Origin of the sequence: Bacteroides sp. 41_26, from assembly GCF_949740115.1 — a bacterium.
Classification (GTDB): domain Bacteria; phylum Bacteroidota; class Bacteroidia; order Bacteroidales; family Bacteroidaceae; genus Bacteroides; species Bacteroides nordii.
Genome location: NZ_CATJGZ010000065.1, coordinates 41,674 through 63,041, shown reverse-complemented (window position 1 = coordinate 63,041; position 21,368 = coordinate 41,674). Strand labels below are relative to the sequence as shown.

9 protein-coding genes are annotated in these 21,368 nt (G+C 37.2%); 3 read left to right on the top strand and 6 right to left on the bottom strand.

The window, feature by feature from the left end:
- Nucleotides 1-256 precede the first annotated feature (256 nt).
- From QX565_RS08350 to QX565_RS08340, 3 genes are all read left to right on the top strand, one after another.
- The gene (locus QX565_RS08350; RefSeq protein WP_221650891.1) at nt 257-1,318 is read left to right on the top strand and encodes a hypothetical protein; all 1,062 of its coding nucleotides are present in this window, start codon (nt 257-259) and stop codon (nt 1,316-1,318) included.
- A gap of 84 nt (nt 1,319-1,402) precedes the next feature.
- Nucleotides 1,403-3,964 (top strand): LamG-like jellyroll fold domain-containing protein, encoded by a 2,562-nt coding sequence (locus QX565_RS08345; protein ID WP_289292434.1) that lies wholly within the window; start codon nt 1,403-1,405, stop codon nt 3,962-3,964.
- Nucleotides 3,965-4,079: 115 nt separating this feature from the next.
- A complete protein-coding gene (locus QX565_RS08340; RefSeq protein ID WP_289292433.1) occupies nt 4,080-5,216 on the top strand; it encodes a glycosyl hydrolase family 18 protein in 1,137 nt (378 codons plus the stop codon).
- Nucleotides 5,217-5,233: 17 nt separating this feature from the next.
- On the opposite strand, the gene QX565_RS08335 is transcribed toward QX565_RS08340, so the two are convergent.
- The 6 genes from QX565_RS08335 to QX565_RS08310 all read right to left on the bottom strand — a co-directional run bounded on the left by QX565_RS08335 (nt 5,234) and on the right by QX565_RS08310 (nt 20,918).
- Nucleotides 5,234-9,175: a hybrid sensor histidine kinase/response regulator transcription factor gene (locus QX565_RS08335; RefSeq protein WP_221650888.1), complete on the bottom strand. Its 3,942-nt coding sequence runs from the start codon at nt 9,173-9,175 to the stop codon at nt 5,234-5,236.
- Nucleotides 9,176-9,625: 450 nt separating this feature from the next.
- Entirely contained in the window at nt 9,626-11,578 is a 1,953-nt protein-coding gene (locus QX565_RS08330) for a beta-N-acetylhexosaminidase (protein ID WP_289292458.1), read from the bottom strand.
- Nucleotides 11,579-11,977: 399 nt separating this feature from the next.
- Nucleotides 11,978-13,885 carry a RagB/SusD family nutrient uptake outer membrane protein gene (locus tag QX565_RS08325; protein WP_289292430.1) on the bottom strand — a complete coding sequence of 636 codons (1,908 nt, stop codon included), beginning with the start codon at nt 13,883-13,885 and terminating at the stop codon, nt 11,978-11,980.
- A gap of 15 nt (nt 13,886-13,900) precedes the next feature.
- Nucleotides 13,901-17,188 (bottom strand): SusC/RagA family TonB-linked outer membrane protein, encoded by a 3,288-nt coding sequence (locus QX565_RS08320; RefSeq protein WP_289292428.1) that lies wholly within the window; start codon nt 17,186-17,188, stop codon nt 13,901-13,903.
- 11 nt (nt 17,189-17,199) lie between these two features.
- Nucleotides 17,200-19,773, bottom strand: coding sequence for a LamG-like jellyroll fold domain-containing protein (locus tag QX565_RS08315; protein ID WP_289292427.1), 2,574 nt, complete (start codon nt 19,771-19,773; stop codon nt 17,200-17,202).
- 101 nt (nt 19,774-19,874) lie between these two features.
- Entirely contained in the window at nt 19,875-20,918 is a 1,044-nt protein-coding gene (locus tag QX565_RS08310) for a T9SS type A sorting domain-containing protein (protein ID WP_221650884.1), read from the bottom strand.
- Between the last annotated feature and the right edge of the window lie 450 nt (nt 20,919-21,368).

Here is a 21,368-nt window from a genome sequence, read left to right as displayed (position 1 = left end):
TGCAGACACTCTTCTTTCGACATCAGACAACGTCTAAAATATATCATAAATCATATATAATGCTCTAAAAGCTAAAAACAAACAATATAATAACAATACCTAACCACATGTTTTATCAGATTTAGCAAATTTCTGACTTCTTTGAGACAATAACGGAGTTCACCCCACGAAACGATTCGGATATTTGCATCCAGAAAAGACAATGATAAACTGTCTTTTTTATAAACCGATTTATTAACCATATTATTTTTTTATTATGAAGAAGATTACATTATTTTCAATGCTAATTTCATTAGCTATCACTAACGCTACATTTGCTCAAGAAAATGTAGACGTAACTCCTGCTAAATTTGTATTTGCTAATCAGGAAGTAGGACCTTTTGTATATGATGGAGTGGCAGAGGCAGAGTATACTACTAATGCAACAGCTAAAAATCCTGTTTATAAAAGTGATGCAGGTGGTTATACCTACCTGATGGGATGGGGAAAGTTTAATGTCAAAAACGGTATAGATCAAGGAAATACTCCTTATATGCGTACTATGAGTAACATTATAGACTTAGGAGGAGAAGTAGGTAAAGTACTGTGTTTTAAAGGGCATGCATGTACGGACGAAGTATTTAAATACGGTATTAAACCGAATGCAAGCCAACTTGTTGGTGATATAGAATGGCCAGCCATGGCACTCTTTTTAGGATATAAAATGAGTGGTGCTAATTATCAAAATAAAGAATATAAAGCACGTTTATCCATAACATGGAGAATTTGTCTCCCGGCAGACGATTATTCAGATGATTCTAAAGCATTTGCAATACGAATGAATGATTATAGTATCAATACCAAACCATTTAATAACTATGGTGACGAATTACTTGCTTATACCTATGAAACGGAAGATGCTGATACATGGTGTACACAAGAAGGGGATTTCACTTTCAATGGTGATGATGAACAAGTGCCCCTCCTCATCAAATTCTCATTCGATAAATTTGTAACTACGAGTGCTTTATTAATTAAAGAAATCAAAATAACAATCAACCCCACCGGAGAGCCCGTCACAGTAGCACACAAAACATTAACGATGAATCCAGCACCAACTGCTATTCAAAATCAAACAGTTTCTTCATACAATTATTCTGTAACTGGTAATAACCTATACATTGGTAATCTGTCTGGTGAAAAGATTACAGTATATAATACTTTAGGAGCAATGATTACTTCATTTACTGCTACGCAATCTACCGAAAATATCTTATTAAAAGATAACGGTATCTTTATCGTGCAAGTAGGTAATGAAAGATTTAAAGTATCTAAGTAAAAACTAGAATTAAAAGAAGTTCGTCAATTCTAAATTCCGGATTGGCGAACTTTTTTCATAATAAACTATATAAAAAAAATGCTTATGAAACGACACATCTTGTTTTTCTTTCTATTATTAAGCGCCGTATCCTCTTTTGCACAAATAGAGAATTATGCATTCAAATTTACGGATTCAGGAAGTATCAATTGCGGTTCTATCACTTCATTAAATAATAAAGATACATACACCCTTCAGTGTTGGATATCTCCTTCAGTATGGACACAAGGAGCCTGCATCTGGAAACGAGGTACTGAAACAGAGTTTATGGGATTGAAATTGGGAAATGAAGGAACCCTTATCTACAAGGCAGGAAATCAAGAATTGCCAATCACATCAGAAGCACTTAAAACTAATGTCTGGACTCAGATTACAATTATGCAATCACAGGAAGGGATCAATGTATGGATCAATAATATGAAAGTAATTTCCAATGCAACGGCTATGAACATTCCCGCCAGTGAAGCAGATGTAGAAATTGGGCACAATTATACAGGACGCATCGATGAAATACGTTTCTGGAATACCAATATTGATACCAACTATCTCTTATGGCAAAACACAGTGAATTCTTTCCATCCTAATTATCAAAATCTGGTAGCATATTATAAAGGAGATCAAAAAAACTGTATACAAAAACTATATGATTATACCAATGTCCATCATGGTAAACTAAATGCAGGAGTTACCCGGGAAAAGGTGACAGACAATCCATATTTTGAATACAAAATATTAACCGCATACACCAATATTACACGTTTTTTTGATCGTAATATCCAAAAAGAAAATTACCTGATGGCTAATGATATTATCATCTTAGGTATTGAAACAAACAACAAAGGAGAAGCCTATTTATCTACCCCTAACAACCATGCAACAATTATCAATGGAACATATCTGAAAGATTTCAAGGAACACTCTGGTGTATTGTCTCTACAAGGAGAAGGTGCACAAATAAATGCTGGTCTAAGGGCCTTACACCCAGAAGACGGATGGTACAAAAAGAAAAATCAATATTCCCTCTTAACATGGATTTATCTTGAAAAATGGACCCAAGGTGCTTATTTATTCCGTAAAGAACGTTCTGCAACGGAAGGTTTTTCTGTACGCTTGGGAAATGAGGAGAAGCATGAGTTAATTGTCAGGTTGAACGGAACAGATTATATTTGGAAAGATTTAGGAACAACAAGTAAACCCTATCTCAAAACCGGCGAATGGATACATATCGGTATAAGTACCTCAACTGCAAGTGCTACCAGTGCTGTTCCGGGAAGAGAAAAGCAATTATTCAGGGTAGGTTTTAATGGAAAATCTCGTTTTCCTGACGAAGGGCCATCAATAATTCTCGATTCTGATCTATCAATTTACAGCGATGTTCCCCTAATTATCGGAGAAAATTTAAATGCCAAACTAGATCAGACCACCGTATGGCATCGGGAATGCAGCTCTGATTATATGAAAAAAGAGATGGAAGAAGGAATGGCAATGCCTTCCATCGGAGGCTATATTGATGAAGTATATGCAGCCTGTGCCACGACCTACTATCAATATGATGATCCGGAATGGTTAGGATATGACTCCTTCTCAACGGACGAATTCATAAAAATTATGCGTTCCGCTTTCGAAGGAAGAACCGGCTATACCATGAGACTGGGTATCTCAGGACATGATAATTGGCAAAACACGTTAGGAGACGCTGCTAAACGTGAAAAAATGGCCAATCAGATAAAAGAGATAGTAGATGCCACCAAAGTAGATGGAGTAGAGACGGATATGGAATGGGCTTACTCTAATCCGGGAGTAACCAATTATTCTAATCTCATCGCTTTATTAAAAGAGAAAATGCCGGATAAAATTGTTTCATCTTCACCTCATGCCGTAGCTTATAACTTAAACCAAAATGCGATTGATGCTGCTAATAGATTCTCATTCCAGGTATATACCAACAGGCAGTTCTTCACAATGGATGGATTCAAAAGTGCATATAATGGTATTAAAAATAAATATCCTAAGAATAAAATTGTACTCTCTTATGGTGCAACTACTTCAACAGGAAGTGCCAGTGGAGTAGAAAATGGCTATAGAAGTGTCATCGGTTATGATCCCCGTCCGGACGTCACAAGTATAACAACTCCCGATGGAAATAATTATCTGGTATGTAGTGTCAACCAGGTAAAAGAACGAGCTCAATTTGTTATAGACAACAATTTGCCAGGACTAATGTACTGGGATATGGGGAATGACTTAGCGGCAACAGACGAATTATCACTGTGTCGCGCCGTGAATTTTGTAATGGCATCCAATGTAGATTACCTCTATACAGATGAGAATATGCCAACTGGAGTAGAAGCAGTGCACCAAAGCAACAAACAGCACATTGTTTATCCTAATCCGGTAAATGATTACTTCACCTGTACATTGCCTAATGATGAACGAATTGTGAACTTGTCTATTTATACGCCCGAGGGAAAGCTCATCACGCAAAAATCATATTCGGAGGAAAACTCTGTAACGCAAAATTGCCAACAATTGGAACGCGGCATTTATATAATCTCGGTTTTGAATAGTAAGGGAAGAAGATATTCTCAGAACCTCATAAAGAGGTAGGATAACAACGTCTTTTTTCTAAATAGGATTAACAGTAGTCAAAGAAATAGTAATTCGGGTTATTACTGTTAATTCTTTTTTCATACATTTAAAACTCTATCAATATACAACTACCATGAAAAGAATCATCCTGTTACTTATGTATGCATTCATTGCAGGAAGAGTAATGAATGCCCAATCTTCACAGCCTCAATTACCCGATTTTATCCACACAACTTATTCAGTAGGAGGATCATTGCATAACACAAAAGAAATAGAATGCTCAGATTATGATACATTTCAGTTTATTTACCTTATGGCTGCTCCACAATGGAATGAAATAGATTTCGATGTATCAATGGATAGCATATATCAACATGCTAACTTATTTGAGTATGAAAAAGCACCTTATGGGATGCCTCTTGTTCCTCAAATGATCAATACTGCTCATGAAAAAGGAACCAGAGTATTACTTTCTTTTGCAGGAGAAGGTTTTAATGCGATTGTTGAGAATACTTCCAGACGAAAAAAGTTTATCAATTATATGATACGGCTAATAGATAAATACAATTATGATGGAATTGAGATAGACTGGGAAACCGGAGTGGAATTAGGCTTGCATGCGATCTTTATACATGAAATTCGCACTGAACTAAACAAACTGTCAATCCTTAAAAATAAATACTATTACTTAACCACCGCTCTTCACTACTTCCAGCGATATGACCAAAAGTTAGCAAATAAGGTCAGTAAAGATGTGGACTGGATTAATATTATGACTTATGATATGGGAGGAGGCATATGGGGAAACACTGCCACTCATAATACTCCGTTAGCAGAGATCAAAACATCATTAGAACATTGGAAAGTGTTCAGCCCGAAACAATTATGTATCGGACTCGCAAACTATGGTTTCCGATACAAAAACATTATGCCTGGGCAGAAGATAGAAGGTAAATTAAATCAGTATGGTCAATACTTCAGCTACAACGATTTTCTACCTCTTCTCAATCAAGGATGGAAAGAAGAATATGACAAGACCGAACAGGTATCCTATTACTTCTCTCCTGATCAAAAAGAATTCATCACAATGGAAAACCCGTCTACAATCTTAGAAAAGATTAAATGGATTACCCGACAAGGTTACAGAGGAGTATTCTGGTGGGAGTTTCACTACGATTTCATACTACCGGATGATTCTGCTACTACGGGTAAACATCATTTAATTGATATCGTTTCCGGTTATCTCAAACCAAAATCATCCGTTCAATAATAACTTAACACGATAAATTATCTCTTCTCTTTTTCCTCCTGAGCATTCTGGCGAAATTGAGAAGGGGTAACCCCCTTTGCCTGTTTGAATACCGAACTGAAATAACGCTGATAACTGAAACCTGCTTGTTCGGAAATCTCTGTTATGCTCAGATCGGTGTTCAGTAGCAAATCAATAGCTTTGTCTATCCTGAATTTGTTGATATAATCATTCACCCCCATATCAGTTAATGCCCTTACTTTATTATACAAACTTGCCCGACTCATTGCCATATTATCAGTCAAGAACTTCACATCTAATTCCGGATTATCGATATTATCACAAATCAACTTATTCAATTTCAACAAGAATCGTTCATCTACGTTACTAATAGTACTCTCTTGGGCAGTTGGTAATAATGAACTGTCTCTATAACGCAGTTTTATCTTTTCCCGGTTTTTAAGAATATTCTTCAATACGGTTACAAGTAGTTCTGTTTCAAATGGTTTTGGTAAGTATGCATCAGCCCCCATCTTATATCCCAGCATATTACTTTCCGTATCATTTCTCGCAGTTAGTAAAACGATTGGTATATGACTAATATCCAAATCATTTTTAACTGTTTGGCACAATTCAAATCCATCCATTTTAGGCATCATAACGTCGCTAACAATAATATCCGGCATGCGGTTTCTGATCACTTCCATTGCTTCACAACCATCCATTGCCGCATAAACATGTAGAAAATGTTCTTGCAGAATTTCCTGAAGAAACTTATTCATATCCAGGTTATCTTCAACAATAAGCACGGAATATTTTTTTGCACCTGATGTCTCCGGTTCTGATTTTACAGGATCTTCCAAATGCAACAACTCATTCAGATAGGGTTTAGGTTGACAATTAATTACGGTTGTCATCCCCTGCAAACATGGCAAATCGAAATAAAATGTAGCTCCCGGAGCTTCACCGTTATCAAATGCACCAATTCTTCCCTTATGCATTTCTATTAATACTTTTGAATAAGAAAGTCCGATTCCGCTACCACTCCGCTCAAAATTCCCCCGGTAGAAACGGGTAAATAATTTATTTGAATCAACATCTTTCAAGCCAATACCCTGATCACTTACTGCGACTCTCACCATTTGTTCCTCACGTAAGAAACAAGTGGAAATAGTAACTAATGTATCCGGAACACTATATTTAAGAGCATTCATTAATAAATTAGACAAGACGATCTCACATTTCGTCCGGTCAAAAGATACTTCAGATATATCATTGTCAAAATGATAATCTATACGGATATTTTTTGCAGAAAACTCATTCAGGAAATCATTTCCAATATCATTGATCCATTGATTCAGATTATGAGATTCAAGTCGTAAAGAATCTTGTCCGACTTCCATCCTACGCACATCCAGAACCATATTAATCATCTCTTTCATTTGGCGGGCACATTTAAAAATCCCAAACAGTTCTCGCTTCAAATCGGGATTACCTATATTTTCTCGTTCTAAAATTCTTTTCAGAGGGGCATAGACCAATGTCAAAGGTGTCCGCAATTCATGACTCACATTGATAAGAAAGCGTATTTTCTCTTCATCAACTTCCTTTTCATGTTCTTTCATTTTCCATTTCAACTGGTTTTTATTTTTGCGGATAATCATATAAGCAATAAAAATGACTAAGAAAATACCACATAAAACACATCCGCCAATAAACCAGCCGGTTTTCCATATTGGTGGAATAACCGATATATGTAGTATGGACACTGGGGTACTCCAACTACCATTTTGAGAACTGCACGATACCATAATAGTATAGTCACCCGGCGATAGAGATACTAAGTTCAAAGAATGATTATAACTTTCAACATACTGATTATTAATTCCTATAATATTGTACTTAAATATTTTCTTTCTGAAAACATCTGTCTCCTTAGTATCCAGTTTTATTTCTATGGAGTTGGTATTCCAAGGTACAGTGATGGAATTTTCATCGCTTCTATTTACTTCACTCAAGCGGGATACTCCATTGACTACAACATCCACCAGTCTCACAACCGGAAGAACATCTGACTCAAAAACTATATCCTCATTAATACAAATCAGACCATTATTCCCTCCTAAATACAAAGTATTACTATCAGACTTATACAAAGTCATAGGAAACAGTTCATTAGGATAAGCACCATCAGATTCACCCAAAATAATAAACTTATTCTCAACCGGGAAATAACAAAACAGCATATTCTGTGCCCCCACCCAAAGACGCCCCCGATCATCATAACGCAAAGAAGAGACACTGTGAAATAAAGCTGTCTCTATTTTTTTCATCGTATGGTCTGAGAGATCAAACTGATACAGCCCCTCGTATGTACCTATCCAAATAATATCTTTCCCATTATAAGCTGCAGATACCAGATTTAAACTTCCATGATTATCATATACAACTTCTGATTTACCAGTATTACAGTCAAGCTTTAAAATATGATATTGTCCAAGAAGGTAAGCAATCGAATCACCGGTTGTTATCTTCTGAAGTAGTTTGCGATAGTAAATATCAACATTATCGGTAGTAGAAAAAGTTTTTGAAAGCTTATCATAAATATAAATATCCTTTCCTAATATCAGGATCTTATCCTGCATACATTGATCTAAATACACGGAACTTCCAGCAAGGCATTCTTCGGCATTTATAACTGGGTCAACAAGAAGAAACGGAGTTAACTGACTTGTCTTCTTATTAAATAAATAAAGTCCCTTTCCAAAGAGAGAAACAAGCAACTCATTTTGAGAATAACCAGTAATGGAAACAACCTTATTAGAATAAGTTCCCAGATGATGAGTAAACTTCCGCACATTGGGGTTATAAGAGTTAATCCCTCCCCCATCTGTACCAATCCATAATGTTTTATCAGTATCTTCAAATAAACTAACTACAACTTCATTACTCAAACCATAAGGTACATTTAACGGAACATTTTTATAAGTCCGGATAAAAACTTCCTTAATCCTTAATAAGCCTCCTCTGATACTTCCAGCCCAAAGAGTATTATCAGCATCATTGTATAAACATAAAATAGAGTTTTCCGGTAAAGAATAGGAATTACCTGGTTCCTCCCTTATAACCTCTATTTCTCCATTTTCCTGATTGTATATATTAATTCCACCACCATCTGTAGCTACCCAGATTTTTCCATCACGCTCAATTATATCTAAAATAATATCATTAGTTAACTTGGAGTTGTTTTGTTTTATATGGAGCACTTGTTGCCCTTCAAAGTTAAAGCAGAATAATCCTTGTTCATATGGTGACAACCAAAGTTGTCCACACTTATCAACATAAATAGCTGTTATATCTTTTTTCTTAATAAATGAAATTTCTTCCAGCATTTGCTTTTCTGTATCATAGACATAAATTCCATCATATCGGCTGGCAAGTATCAATTTATTATTCGTCCATCTCAAGATATGGTTATATTCTATTTGAGGTAGATTGTTTCGTAAAACAAGTTTTTCAAGTTGTTTTGTTTTATATCGATAAAAATATGACTCACCAAACCCTCCAAATATGATTCCGTCGGCATCACAATGAAAGGAATACACTGGAACAGATTTATTATCTAATAAAACCGGGATAAAATTATCATATTCTCTATCATAAATAACCAATCCTTTAGATGTTCCAATCCATATGTTATAACAGGCGTCCTCGGCAATAAAATTAATATAATTATCCGGCAAAGAATTAGCAGATCCCTGATGATAATAACTAATCAATTCATATTGAGTAAACTTATTGAGTCCATTTTTCGTACCGATCCAAATTGTACCATTATGATCATTCAATATACACAAAACCGTTGACTGTGACAATCCTTGTTCAGTAGATATCTGCTTAAAGCAGTAATCTTTAAAGTTACCTTGCGCTTTACAGAAATAGCAAAGCAACAATAAAATCAATGCCAGGATATATTTCATACGTCCAGTAATAACCATAAAAATCTAACAATTAAGTATATATAAAACCGGGAGTTATTTAGATGTCAAAGATACAGAAAATAAATATCATAAAAGCATCTTATAAAATCTAATATATATATTTAAATAATATCATATACTAAAATTTATCCGTAAATAGAGTCTGATCTCAATAAAGCAAATCATTCATCATTGGAAGTATAATATCAAACTAACTACAATATACGACCAAAAACATATAAAGGAGAAAAAGTGTACTTTCTCCTTTATATGTTCCAGCTATGAATCTATTTCATTATAAAAAAGTGACGATATACAATCTTACTGTTTAGGCCTCGGTAAACAATTAATTTATCAAATTAAGATAATAACCCCGTATATATCAAATACAAGTACATAAGAAATATAATACTACTAATAATATACATTCAAGTTCTTTATTATATAACTTTACTCTTTACAATAATTATAGACTTTCAAATTCTCTACCCGGCTCTTAAAATGTCCGGCTTCTTCCAACGGGAAAACCAACGTGCGGAAATACAACATAGAATCCTTCCCACAGCTAAAGTAACGCATCTTCGGCTCCAGCTGGTCAATCAATTTCCCATCTATCTTAAGAGTCGTTGTACGAGATGTGCCTTCTATCTGAACATTTATCTTTTCGCCCTCCCGAATCTTATATCTGAAAGTATCCAGGTAGCCATCGCGTGCAAAACCCAAAAATCCATTGATCGGATCGGCCAGATAAAAAACTGCATCCGGCGAACGGAAAAGTACAGTACCCGATGCTTCTTTCTGACCTGTCAAATCAAAATTCACCGTGTAACCATATCCTATTTCCTGTATCTGATTCTTACTACCCGCCGGAACATCCGTTTTCCGGTAAACCAAAGAACCCGGTTTTCCTACCCTGCCCAACAGATTCACTCCCGGTGCTTCGCTCAATGCAGCACGAGTTTCATTAAAAGTGCTATAAGGTATAGTCGTGTTTTTGCCTGTCCACATTTTCACAGCCAAGGTCTGTAATGCCGGGAAGGTACGATAATGAATATCTTTCACCGTTATGCCATTACCTACAAGATCATTCCACAAAGCGAACATACCACCCAAGATAGACGGATGTCTCTCTTCAAATCTCTCATTTCGGCCTATTTTAGCCGGTGTCCACTCTTTGTATAACTTTTCTTCGTCCAGATAATCATGATAGTAAAAAGCACCCGGTACAATATAGACATCCCAATCGTACATGCTTACCAATTGGTATCCTTCCGCAATCATTTCCTGAGGATTGGCAAAGCCAGGATTCCATAAACTCATGACCACCTGATCTGCCTTGACCGGAGTACTACCTTTTGCATGAGTCAATGCCCCCCATACACAAGCCTGCTTGCCATATTGCTCTACCAGACGAATATAGTGATCTGTAAACTCTCGAAACTTCTCAACCAATTCGGATGTTTCATTGGAATATTCATCCGTACCCACATGTACCCGTTTACCACAGAATACTGGCTCGTCACCCTCCAAATATTCTTTAAACAGGGTGTCTATAAACGGATAGGTCTCCGGTGAGAACAGATCCAGATGATCCATACCATACTTCTTACTTCCTATTTCGGGCTTATAACGTGAAAACGCCAAAGAATGTGCCGGGACATCGATCTCCGGAATAATTTCAATCCCCAGTGCCATTGCCTGTTTCTGCAAATCGATAAATTCTTTCTTGGTATAAAAACCGTCATAGGCCGTCAATCCGGGATACGTATCCGATTCCAACCGAAAAGCCGAATAAGCATTCGTAAAGTCATCATCGAAGAATTTTTTGTGTCCGTTATCATTCAAATGAATTTGCAGGGTATTCATCTTGTAGTAAGACATGATTTTAACCAAATCCTGTAAATAAGACAAAGGAATAAACTTACGTGCACAGTCTATCATGAACCCACGAAGGGGGTAGTCGGGATAATCCCGGATCTGCCCTTTAGGCAAACGATAATTATCATCTTGTTCTGTAATTTGTAACAAAGTACGGGTTCCCCAGTATATGCCTTCAGACTGAGGAGCCGATAAAAGCACTTTATCGGTTATTTTAATAGAGTAACCCTCTTTTGCCAGTTGTTTATCCGGCTTCAATGTCAATGCAATATCACCGGCTTTTGCCCTATCGGCCACGATTTCCGGTCTCCACTGAAACATTCTGAAGCAATCGTCGGCCATCAGTCCGGCAATACGAAGTAACTCCGGTTGTCCGGCATCGTACACAATTCTTGTATGGCTCCCTAAAGTCATATATCCTCCGGATGCTTTCCATTCTTTCAACTCCGGAATTACAAAGGGTTTCTTCTCTCCAGGAGCGGCCATCAATGCAACACTCATTAAGGAACAAAGTAACAACGACATTCCTATTTTTTTGCAAACAATATTCAATATAAGATTTTTCATTCTCTTTTCAATCATCAAATAAAAACTACAATACTTATTTGTTCAAAACACCAACCTTTCCGATAGTAACCAACTGCTTCCCCTTAATCTCTGTCAGCATGATTCCAATCTTGCCCCAGAGGAGCTATATCCATTTTTCTCCTGTAGTAGCTTTTCTCAGTGAAAGTCACATACTTCACATAATAAGTTTCTTAGGGATGCAACCGATTATTCACCGTATCTTCTACCCTTAAAAAAAAACAAACAGTGGGCAATATACGATAATCTCATTATTACTGCCCACCGTTTTCAGGATTTATTTATAAAAACCTATCAGAAAGCCCACTGACAGATCTACCATATTATCCCTACCTATCCTTATTTACTATATCCCGGATTCTGGTCATTAATAGAAATCTTGTCATTAGTAGTTAATTCCATCTGTGGGATAGGAATCAACTGATTACGTATCAGATACGTATTCCAGTCTTCTTCGCCATCACTGGGATACCAGTATTCTCTCCAAGGGGCAGCATAATTGTTTTCAAGACCATAATGATAACAAGCAGAAGTTATATGATGGTTATTATTGCGCTCAAGTAGCTTCTTTCGCCATTCAATACCCCGTCTTCTTGTATCCGTAAATCCGTCAAATTCTGCAGCCAATTCGAAGAGACGTTCATGGAAAATATACTCCCGCACTGCCTCTTTCGACAAAGTTACCGATAAATCTTTCGGATAAGTAGATACCGGCTTAGCCGAATTACGTGCACGCTGCAATACTCTGTTTACCAAAGAAATAGCAGTACCTGTATTACCTAACTCATTTTCAACATCCGCCATCAACAAAAGGAAATCAGCAAAACGGTATACATACAGATTGTTATTAGCATAACGTCCGGAACAATCGTTAGTCATATATTTTCCGAAATAAGGCCAGTCATTAATATTCCAATCCGATGGCCCCTTTGTTTTGCAATATGCTTCACGTAGTAAAGAATCCAGTTCTTCTACTTTCGGATTCGTCGGATCCTCATATCCGCCATTGATATAATCGATAGAATCCACCAATTCTTTATGTGTAGTTACTACCGGTACCTTAATAGGAGGTCTTCCCGGTCTGACAATCGAATCGACCCATGTTGTATCGTTAAAAGATTTTGTTACATAAGGATATGCTGCCTGCCATTCGTCCGATGGCATTTTATTAACATACTTCACCCATTTAGAGATGAAAGTAACCTTCAAACGCGGATCATCCTGATAAGTACCATGTGCCCAGTCATAAAAAGATTTATTAGGTTGCGAACGTCCCCAGGTTTCCCCCTGAGAGGCATTTTGGGGAGAAAATGTCCAGTGCAATGAATTGTATCCTACATTCTCAGTCGTATTTTTAGTAGCATCGATTACAAAGACAAACTCTTTAGAAAAACTGAGACGTGTACCATTATATAAAGTATTAAAATCCGGTTCAAGATCAAAATCACTTTTGTCTAACACCAAGTCACCATATTCCTTTGCTTTCTTAAAATAAACATTGCTGGCTTGCATTTCCGGCCATGTCTGTTTCAAAACACCTGTAGCCCAATAGTCACCGTTTTCAGCAGCCCAGGAATTACAACCCATCACCCAATAAAGCTTAGCTAAATAAGCATAAGCAGAATATTTATTAGGAGCGGTCGGTTTATTACTTGCCAAAGAAGAAGTTTCATCCAAATCGTCAGCAGCTTCCGTCCAATCTTTTATAATCTGATCGATTGTCTGTTGACGGGTAGCCCGTGATACAGCCAGGCTTTCCCGGTCAGACGGTTCCAAACGTAGAGGTACTCCTCCGTAAAAAGAATAAAGGACATAGTAACATACCCCTCGCATAAACTTAGCCTGAGCTACCATGTTGGCTTTCGTACTCCAATCAGCACTCTCACCGTCTTCGCATGCCTTTATAAAAATATTGCAGTTGGCAATTGCCTGATAAAGCGCACCCCATACCAGATTGTTAAATTCATTCTCAGTAGGAATAACTCCTGCAGTATACTGACAACGATTATCGGATGTATTATAAGAGGTCCAGCACAGACCGGAAGCTTCCGTATTAATCTCAGGAAGCAATTGCGCAAAAGATCCCTGTACAGCCATCAGACCATAAATTCCGGTCAGAGCCATTTGAGCAGACTGTTCGTCGCTGTACACTACTTTAGAGTTTGTAGTATACTTCGGATCTTCATCCAAACAAGACCCGAATACAGCCAACATTAAAAACAGATAAATTATATTGATTCTTTTCATAATCAAACCAGAATATTAGAATGAAACATTAAGTCCAAAAATAAATGAACGGGTATGCGGCATTGAACTCGTATCAATACCCGGACGTGTTCCGTCAAAAGCAAAGCTGTTTACTTCAGGATCATAACCGGAATAATTGGTTATTATAAACGCATTTTTCACTGATGCATAAACCCCAATACTATTAAATCCGATCTTTGAAACCAGATTTTTGGGTAAATTATATCCCAATGTAATATCCGAACAACGCAGATAGCTTCCATCCTCCACATATCTGTCCATTATAACTTTAGGAGTTACCGCGCCGGGCGAGGGCATTTCATTTCCATGATATTCTCCTATCCATGGATTATCGTTTCTCCACATTTTCTCAAATGAACTTTTATAAATCATACTGGTCGAATTAGACGGTAAGATAGAATAACGTGCATTCGTATTTAGAATATCATTCCCCTGTACCCCGGTAAATGCCATGGATAGCGATAAGTCTTTCCATCTAAAATCAGTCTGGAATCCATACGTAAAATCAGGGTTAGGATCTCCTAAAATGACCCGGTCTTTTTCATTAATAGCACCGTCACCATTCTGATCTACAAACTTCAAATTACCTGCTTTTACCGTTCCTATAGACTTAGTTGCATCTATCTTATTTATATAAGGATCATTCTCCTGAATAATTCCATCCGTCTGATAACCATAGAACAAACCTGGGGCCTTTCCGGCAATAAATATATTCGCCTCACCGAAATGATCACCCAAACTATTTCCCATATATGCTTTCCAATATTGTCCTGTCCCCCACTCTTCTTCCGGCAATCCGAAATCCAGAATCTCAGGTCGGTTGAAAGCTATATTACCAGAAAGCGACCACGTAAAATCTTTCGTACGGATAATATCTCCATGCAACGAAACTTCCAAACCATTATTACGAAGACTTCCCTGATTGATTGTCATTGATTTATAGCCAGTTGATGGTGGAAGATCGCGCTGTATCAGCAAATCTTTCGTCTTCTTGGAATACAAATCGACAGTACCTCCGATACGATCCTGAAAGAAAGAGAAATCTACTCCGACATTATAAGAAACAGTTCGTTCCCATTTCAACCCGTCATTTTCCATTTTATCGACTACAAGACCTATCAATTTATCACCGCTACCGGTTGCCCCTTGTGCAGGTTTCTCCGCGCCCTGTGGTGTATTCGTAAATTGTGTACCGTAACTTGAGAATGTACTATACGGATCAATAGATTGAGAACCTGTTTCACCATACCCGGCACGGAGTTTCAATTGATTAATCCATGAATGGTCTTTTACGAAATCTTCCTGTTCCAAACGCCAGGCTACTGTTGCAGCAGGGAAATATGCCCATTGGTTACCTTTTTTAAACTTACTGGAACCGTCACCACGAATAGATGCAGTCAGTAAATAGCGCCCTTGCAAAAAACTCAAGTTTGCGCGTGCCAGGAATGACAGTAGTTGATAATCCCGTTGAGCCGGTTGTTTATACTCCACATTACCTGCCATATGCATTCCATTGGAGCGAAAACTATAATTATTAAAATCATTTCCGACAACCAGTGTATTCAGTGAACGATATGCATCATACGTGACACCAGCCGTAGCATTGATATCCACAATCCCCTTTACTTCATGGTTGAACTGGAACACGTTTTCTACCGAATAATTGCTACGGTTAAAGTCCGACTGAGTAATATAGCCGTTCTGTGCTGAACCTGTATAAAGTGTAATGTTGAACCAACGGTCGCGATCTTGAATAGAGATATTACCACCAGCGCGTAGATTATAAGATAAGAATTTAAAGATTTTCCAATTTAAATCCAACGAACCACGAAATGTCTTTTCAATGGTAGTATCATCATAATCATCCACCCATGTCCAGACCGTAGCACGATCAGCAAGGTTCGGAGTAGTCAATTCCATTTCTTCTTCCGACTTTACATAAGGTGCACTCGACAGAGCAACATTAGAGATAGAGCCGGTAGCGCCCCCCGTCGTATTGCCACCGGACATCATGTCATTCTGTTTGATAGACCCATTCACCGAAACAGCCATCGTAATGTTCTTGGCAAGTGTAGAATTCAAATTCAAACGGAAGTCGCCTTGCTTTAAGCCGGTACCTTTTACTAATCCCTCAATATCCTTGTACGAAGCCGAAGCAAAGTAAGTAGTTTTCTCAGAACCACCGTTTACTGTAACAGAATAGTTCTGTGAAAGAGCAGTACTATAGATTTCTTTCTGCCAATCTATCGGACTCAAAAGTGTCCACTTCTCTTTTAACTTAGAGTTTTCACCATTTTTCCTATACACACCACCGTCTTGCAAAAAGAACTGGAAAGTGTCATTCCACTCATTTTTACCTGTTTCCTTATTTATTTTCCACAGATTCCAATCTCCGTTGTCATCCTTTTTATAACCTCCGCCATATACCAACCGGTATTGAGCATATTCCTCAAGACTCATCAAATCTAACATATTGGCAGCATTGGCTACAGTAAAGTTAGCCGATACTCCCACAGTCGTCTTTCCTGACTTACCTTTCTTTGTAGTAATCAAGATAACTCCGTTTGCACCACGAGAGCCATAAATCGCAGTGGCCGAAGCATCTTTCAATACCTCAATACTTTCAATATCGGCCGGATTCAAAGAACTCAATGCATTGGTAGCAATGGTAAAAGTACCATCATTGCCGGAATTGGCAAACTCTCCCGTAGAAGCTTGAGGAATATTATCGATAACATACAAAGGCTGGTTATCTCCACGTAGTGAGTTGGCACCACGAATCGTTACCGAAGAAGCGGCTCCCGGAGCATCGATAGAAGCTCCAATTGAAAGTCCGGCAATTTTACCTTGTAACATATTGTCAATAGAAGCAATTTTACCTACTTCTTTCTCATCGGGACGATAAGAAGAAACAGCACCCGTCAAGTCACTTTTCTTCATTGTACCGTAGCCTACTACCACTACTTCATCCAGCATTTCACTGTCATCTTTCAAAACAACGTCAATGGTGCGCTGTTTGCCCACGGTTATTTCCTGCGTAGACATACCGATGAAACTATAGATCAGTACTGATTTCTCAGATGGAACTGATATACTATAATTACCATCCACATCAGTGATAGTACCATTTGTAGAACCTTTAAGTAATACATTGGCTCCCGGCATTCCAAAGCCGTCTTCTGCTTTCACTGTTCCTTTCACCATTATCTGTGAAAAAGCCAAAGCAGGAAGAAATAACAAACAAAACAACGCGAAGATGCGTCCCTGTGTTTTTCTTTCCATAATACTTAGATTTAATTAATATGCAATTTTTTTGTATAACTACCATTATTAGTACGTACCTGTATCAGATAAGTCCCTTTCTCTAACGAAATCGTTGGAATCACATTGGTTACGGCATTCAGACGACCCTGCATCGCAGTTTTCCCATCCATAGCATAGATTTCATAAAAAGCATTACTTATATATTCTTCTTTAGACAGTGTCAGAACAATTTGCCCTTTTGACGGACTGAGGTAGAATGAGAACACCTCACCTTGATTATTATTATTTTTCACATTCTCTATGCCTACAGGGGCTAAATCAACTTTAGTAATGAGTGTATCCACGTTAGATGCAAGTACATCATTCTGTGCACGTATTAAACTCTTATAATCACTAACGGGTTGGTCATTACCCATATCAAAGTACATTGTTCCGCGGCAATCCTTTTCTATAATAAAATCTTGCTTACGTTTAGTCTGATTGACACCATTATAGTATCTCATTGTGCCACCGCAATCCCATGAATTCAAATCCGGATCAAAATTACTATCATTCATTCCGTACTTTTCAAACAGGTCCTTATATCCCTCTTCACCGTTATTCACAAGTAGTATTCCATAAGACATCAATATTTTGTCTTTAGGAAAGCCGTACCCGGTAAACCAATTATAAGCCTCCGGATAATAATCCCAATAATAAGTTTCTTTGTTAGGCCCATAGAGCTGGAAAGTGAAATAATCAACATCTTTCATCAAATCTTTAGAAAAGCCATTGTAAGATACCTTATGTAAGGAACAGGTAAATGTTTTGTCTTTTCCAGCCATTACTTCATTAATTAAACGCCCTACAATCTTGTTGTATAAAGTCCAGTCAGACGCACTATACATCCATTCCAAATCAACATCCAGACCATCGCAATGTTCCAATAAAACTTTTGCATCACGAATCAGATTATTCGCATATTCGTCATTATTCAAAACACCATATTTCCAGTTTTCACCTTCAGGATAGATAATACCTATACGGATTTTCATTCCACGATAACCAGCATAATAATTACGTATAAAATCAATCATGCCGGTATAACTTTGCGAATCCTTACCTATATTTTCAGGGTCATCCCCTTTCCAATACGCGTTCAGAAAAATATTATTCCAATTTCCAACATTCCATTGATACCCATTTTCTGAATCATTTTTAGCAGAACCGGAACGATCTGTTCCCCAAACCATCACTTCATCAAGTTTTCCATCAAAGTTTTCGCCTAATATGATACGACTTTTCTGAAACGCAGGAACCTTTTGAATAGTCATACTTTTACCGCCCAACTCAACAGGACCATCAGAAGAAAGTCTGTCATGATCTTTATAGTCCACACTAATTAGAAAAGGATTAAATCTTCTGCTAGATACATCTCCTGCCATCGGTTTAAAAGTCACACTTATATAATGCCACTTATCTATTTCTACTTGATTTTTTAATGTACCAATCGTACCACAAAGATTGACAATAATTTCTTTATCAGCTTCTTTTCCAAGCTTTATAGTCATACAATTATCCTCATCCACATAATTGGAAAATATACCGGCACCTTCCACCCAGCTATCTATATATACCCAACCTGCTACAGTAGCATTATTAGGAGATGCAGATTCATAAAAACGTGTAGTAGGGTCAAAAGGTACTCTACCGTCTTCTGATATCATATTAGAACCTACGCCATGAAAATCCATCACCCCATTGCGTCCTTGAAATTCTGCAAGATAAGATACATTGGTAGGAGTGGCCGAATTGTCCGGGTATTCAGGAAACAGGCTACCATCTTTCTGAACCTTTGCAGAAAGCAGAATCAGATCATTCGTCATCAAAAACATGTCACGATCAATATTAGCACGGTCTGTAAATCGCATCAGATTGGTATATCCGGTTACAACACGATAACGCATCACGGCATTATCTTCCACAGCAATCCGTTGGACATTGTTCATCTCTCCATGATGAGCAAAACGATAATCCACCAGATGTTCGCACTGCTCCTGATCGCATTTCCAATAAGATACTAAATCAGTATAATTGGGATTAAACTTATGAAGTGTGTTATTCCAATATAAATCGGCTTGTTCCAATGCCTTTTTCCAAACTCTAATCTCATCAATTTGCCCATTAAAATTCTTTCCTATCAAACAAGGGTTTACAGCATCCGATAATGTTGGCGGAAGAGTTCCTGACACTTCTTTCAATTCATTATTTACATAACACTTTACATTACCATTATTAAAAACTATCGTCAATTGCGACCAACTGTTCAATACAATACCGGTTTCACATATTACAGAGGCTACGCCCGCTTTAATTACCAATGATTGGTTATCGCTCGACTCTATAATAAAATTATCTTGATTGAAAAGTTGAATACCCTTTACCCATGAAGTAGGTTTTATCCACATCTGAACGGTCATTTCTGAAGAACCGTTTAACTCCTGAATCACCGATGTTTTTACATAGCCTGCACCCTCGTTGCTGATTGCATAATTAACAGTTTGCGCATAGGAAGTTAATGAACATCCTATCAGGCATGCCAACATTACTTTTCTCAATACCATACTTTATTGTTTTTAAGTTAAAATTAAATGGGTTAACAAAAAAGGAACGAATCTTTATCCCACAAAGGATACCAAGATTCGTTTCCTATATATATCAAAAATTATAAAACAACTTTTCTACTGCTATTACCCACCTTAACAATATAAACCCCTTTTTCTTTAATAGGAATAGTCGTCAAGTTAGACATAGGAGCTTTGAAAGCCACCAATTCACCAGAGATTGAGTATACAGAAACCGGAGAAGCAGCATCAACAACTGTTATTTCGCCATCTTTACCCCATACAATGGCTCTATCATCTCTCTCCGCATAATTAAGACCGGTAGGTGCATCATTCCAATCTTGATCTACTATCTTACAAGGAACGCGTTCCATATCAATCGCATCAATCTTCTCTAATTTGATATCATCAAGTAATAAAATAGCCTGATCGACTCCATTTAAATACATTTTAACAACCAGTGGTAGCTCTTTATACTTAGGGTCTGTATTATCCTTAATTGTAATATCCATTTCGCCAGTAGCCCAATACTCATTATAAGCTGGGTCAAAGGCCAAATCATACTGACGATAACCATCTCCCAAACCTGTATTCTCATCGATTCCGTCATAATGTGATGTAGCTACCGTCAATGCCAACTTACCTTGACCATTAGCTATCACACGAAAACTAACAGAAAGACGGTAGTTAGAATTAAGGGGTACATCCGTATTCGAGAGCCAGAACAAAGTAGAATTAGGCATTGATTTAGGATTTTTAACAGCTCTAGCATCTACAGCAGTCGATTTATTTCCCTGATAACAGAATATATGACCTAATGTACCACCATCCACTATCTGACAGGAATTATAAAAATCTTCAAAAGCTGCTTTATCGCCTTCACTCATGTCGGCATAACTCTTACCACCGATAGCTATATCCCCTCCTGCGGCGGATGTAAGACCAATAGCACCATCTAAATTATCCGCCAAACGAAAAGGAGCACTCGCATTCCAATCCGTTTTTGCCATTTCACGAATAAATAATCCTTGAGCACTACCTATTTCTTGAGTACTGAATTTCCACGCAGCCGGAGCATAATCCTGAGCCATTGCACCTAACGAAAAAAGACAAACAGCCGAAGCTAAAAGTAAATTTCTTCTCATAATAATAAAAATTAAAGTTAATAAATAAAACATTGAGATAACATCAATCGAATTATCATAATTATATATAATAGTTCAATTTTAATTGTTGCAAACATAGATGATTAAATACAAATTAATGTTCAAAAACAACCGTTTGTTATTCCAAAACTGTCCTAAACATCCTCCTTATAAGAGTTTTGAACATTTTTTGAAAACATATGATTGATTTTGAAAACGGCTAATAAAAATGCATTTTCATATCTATACTTTGTACATAAGTGGATTCTACGCTTCGTAATCTCTAAAAGCTTACATCTCAAATTTTTTCCACTTTCCTTAAGTACATCTATTATATTCATCATAAATAATATGTCTCAGGTTTCGCATATCCAAAACTTAAATAACATTTCATCATTTAAATTTATTGAATCCATTCTGTTATCATTTCCACTGAGGTACATGTGTATA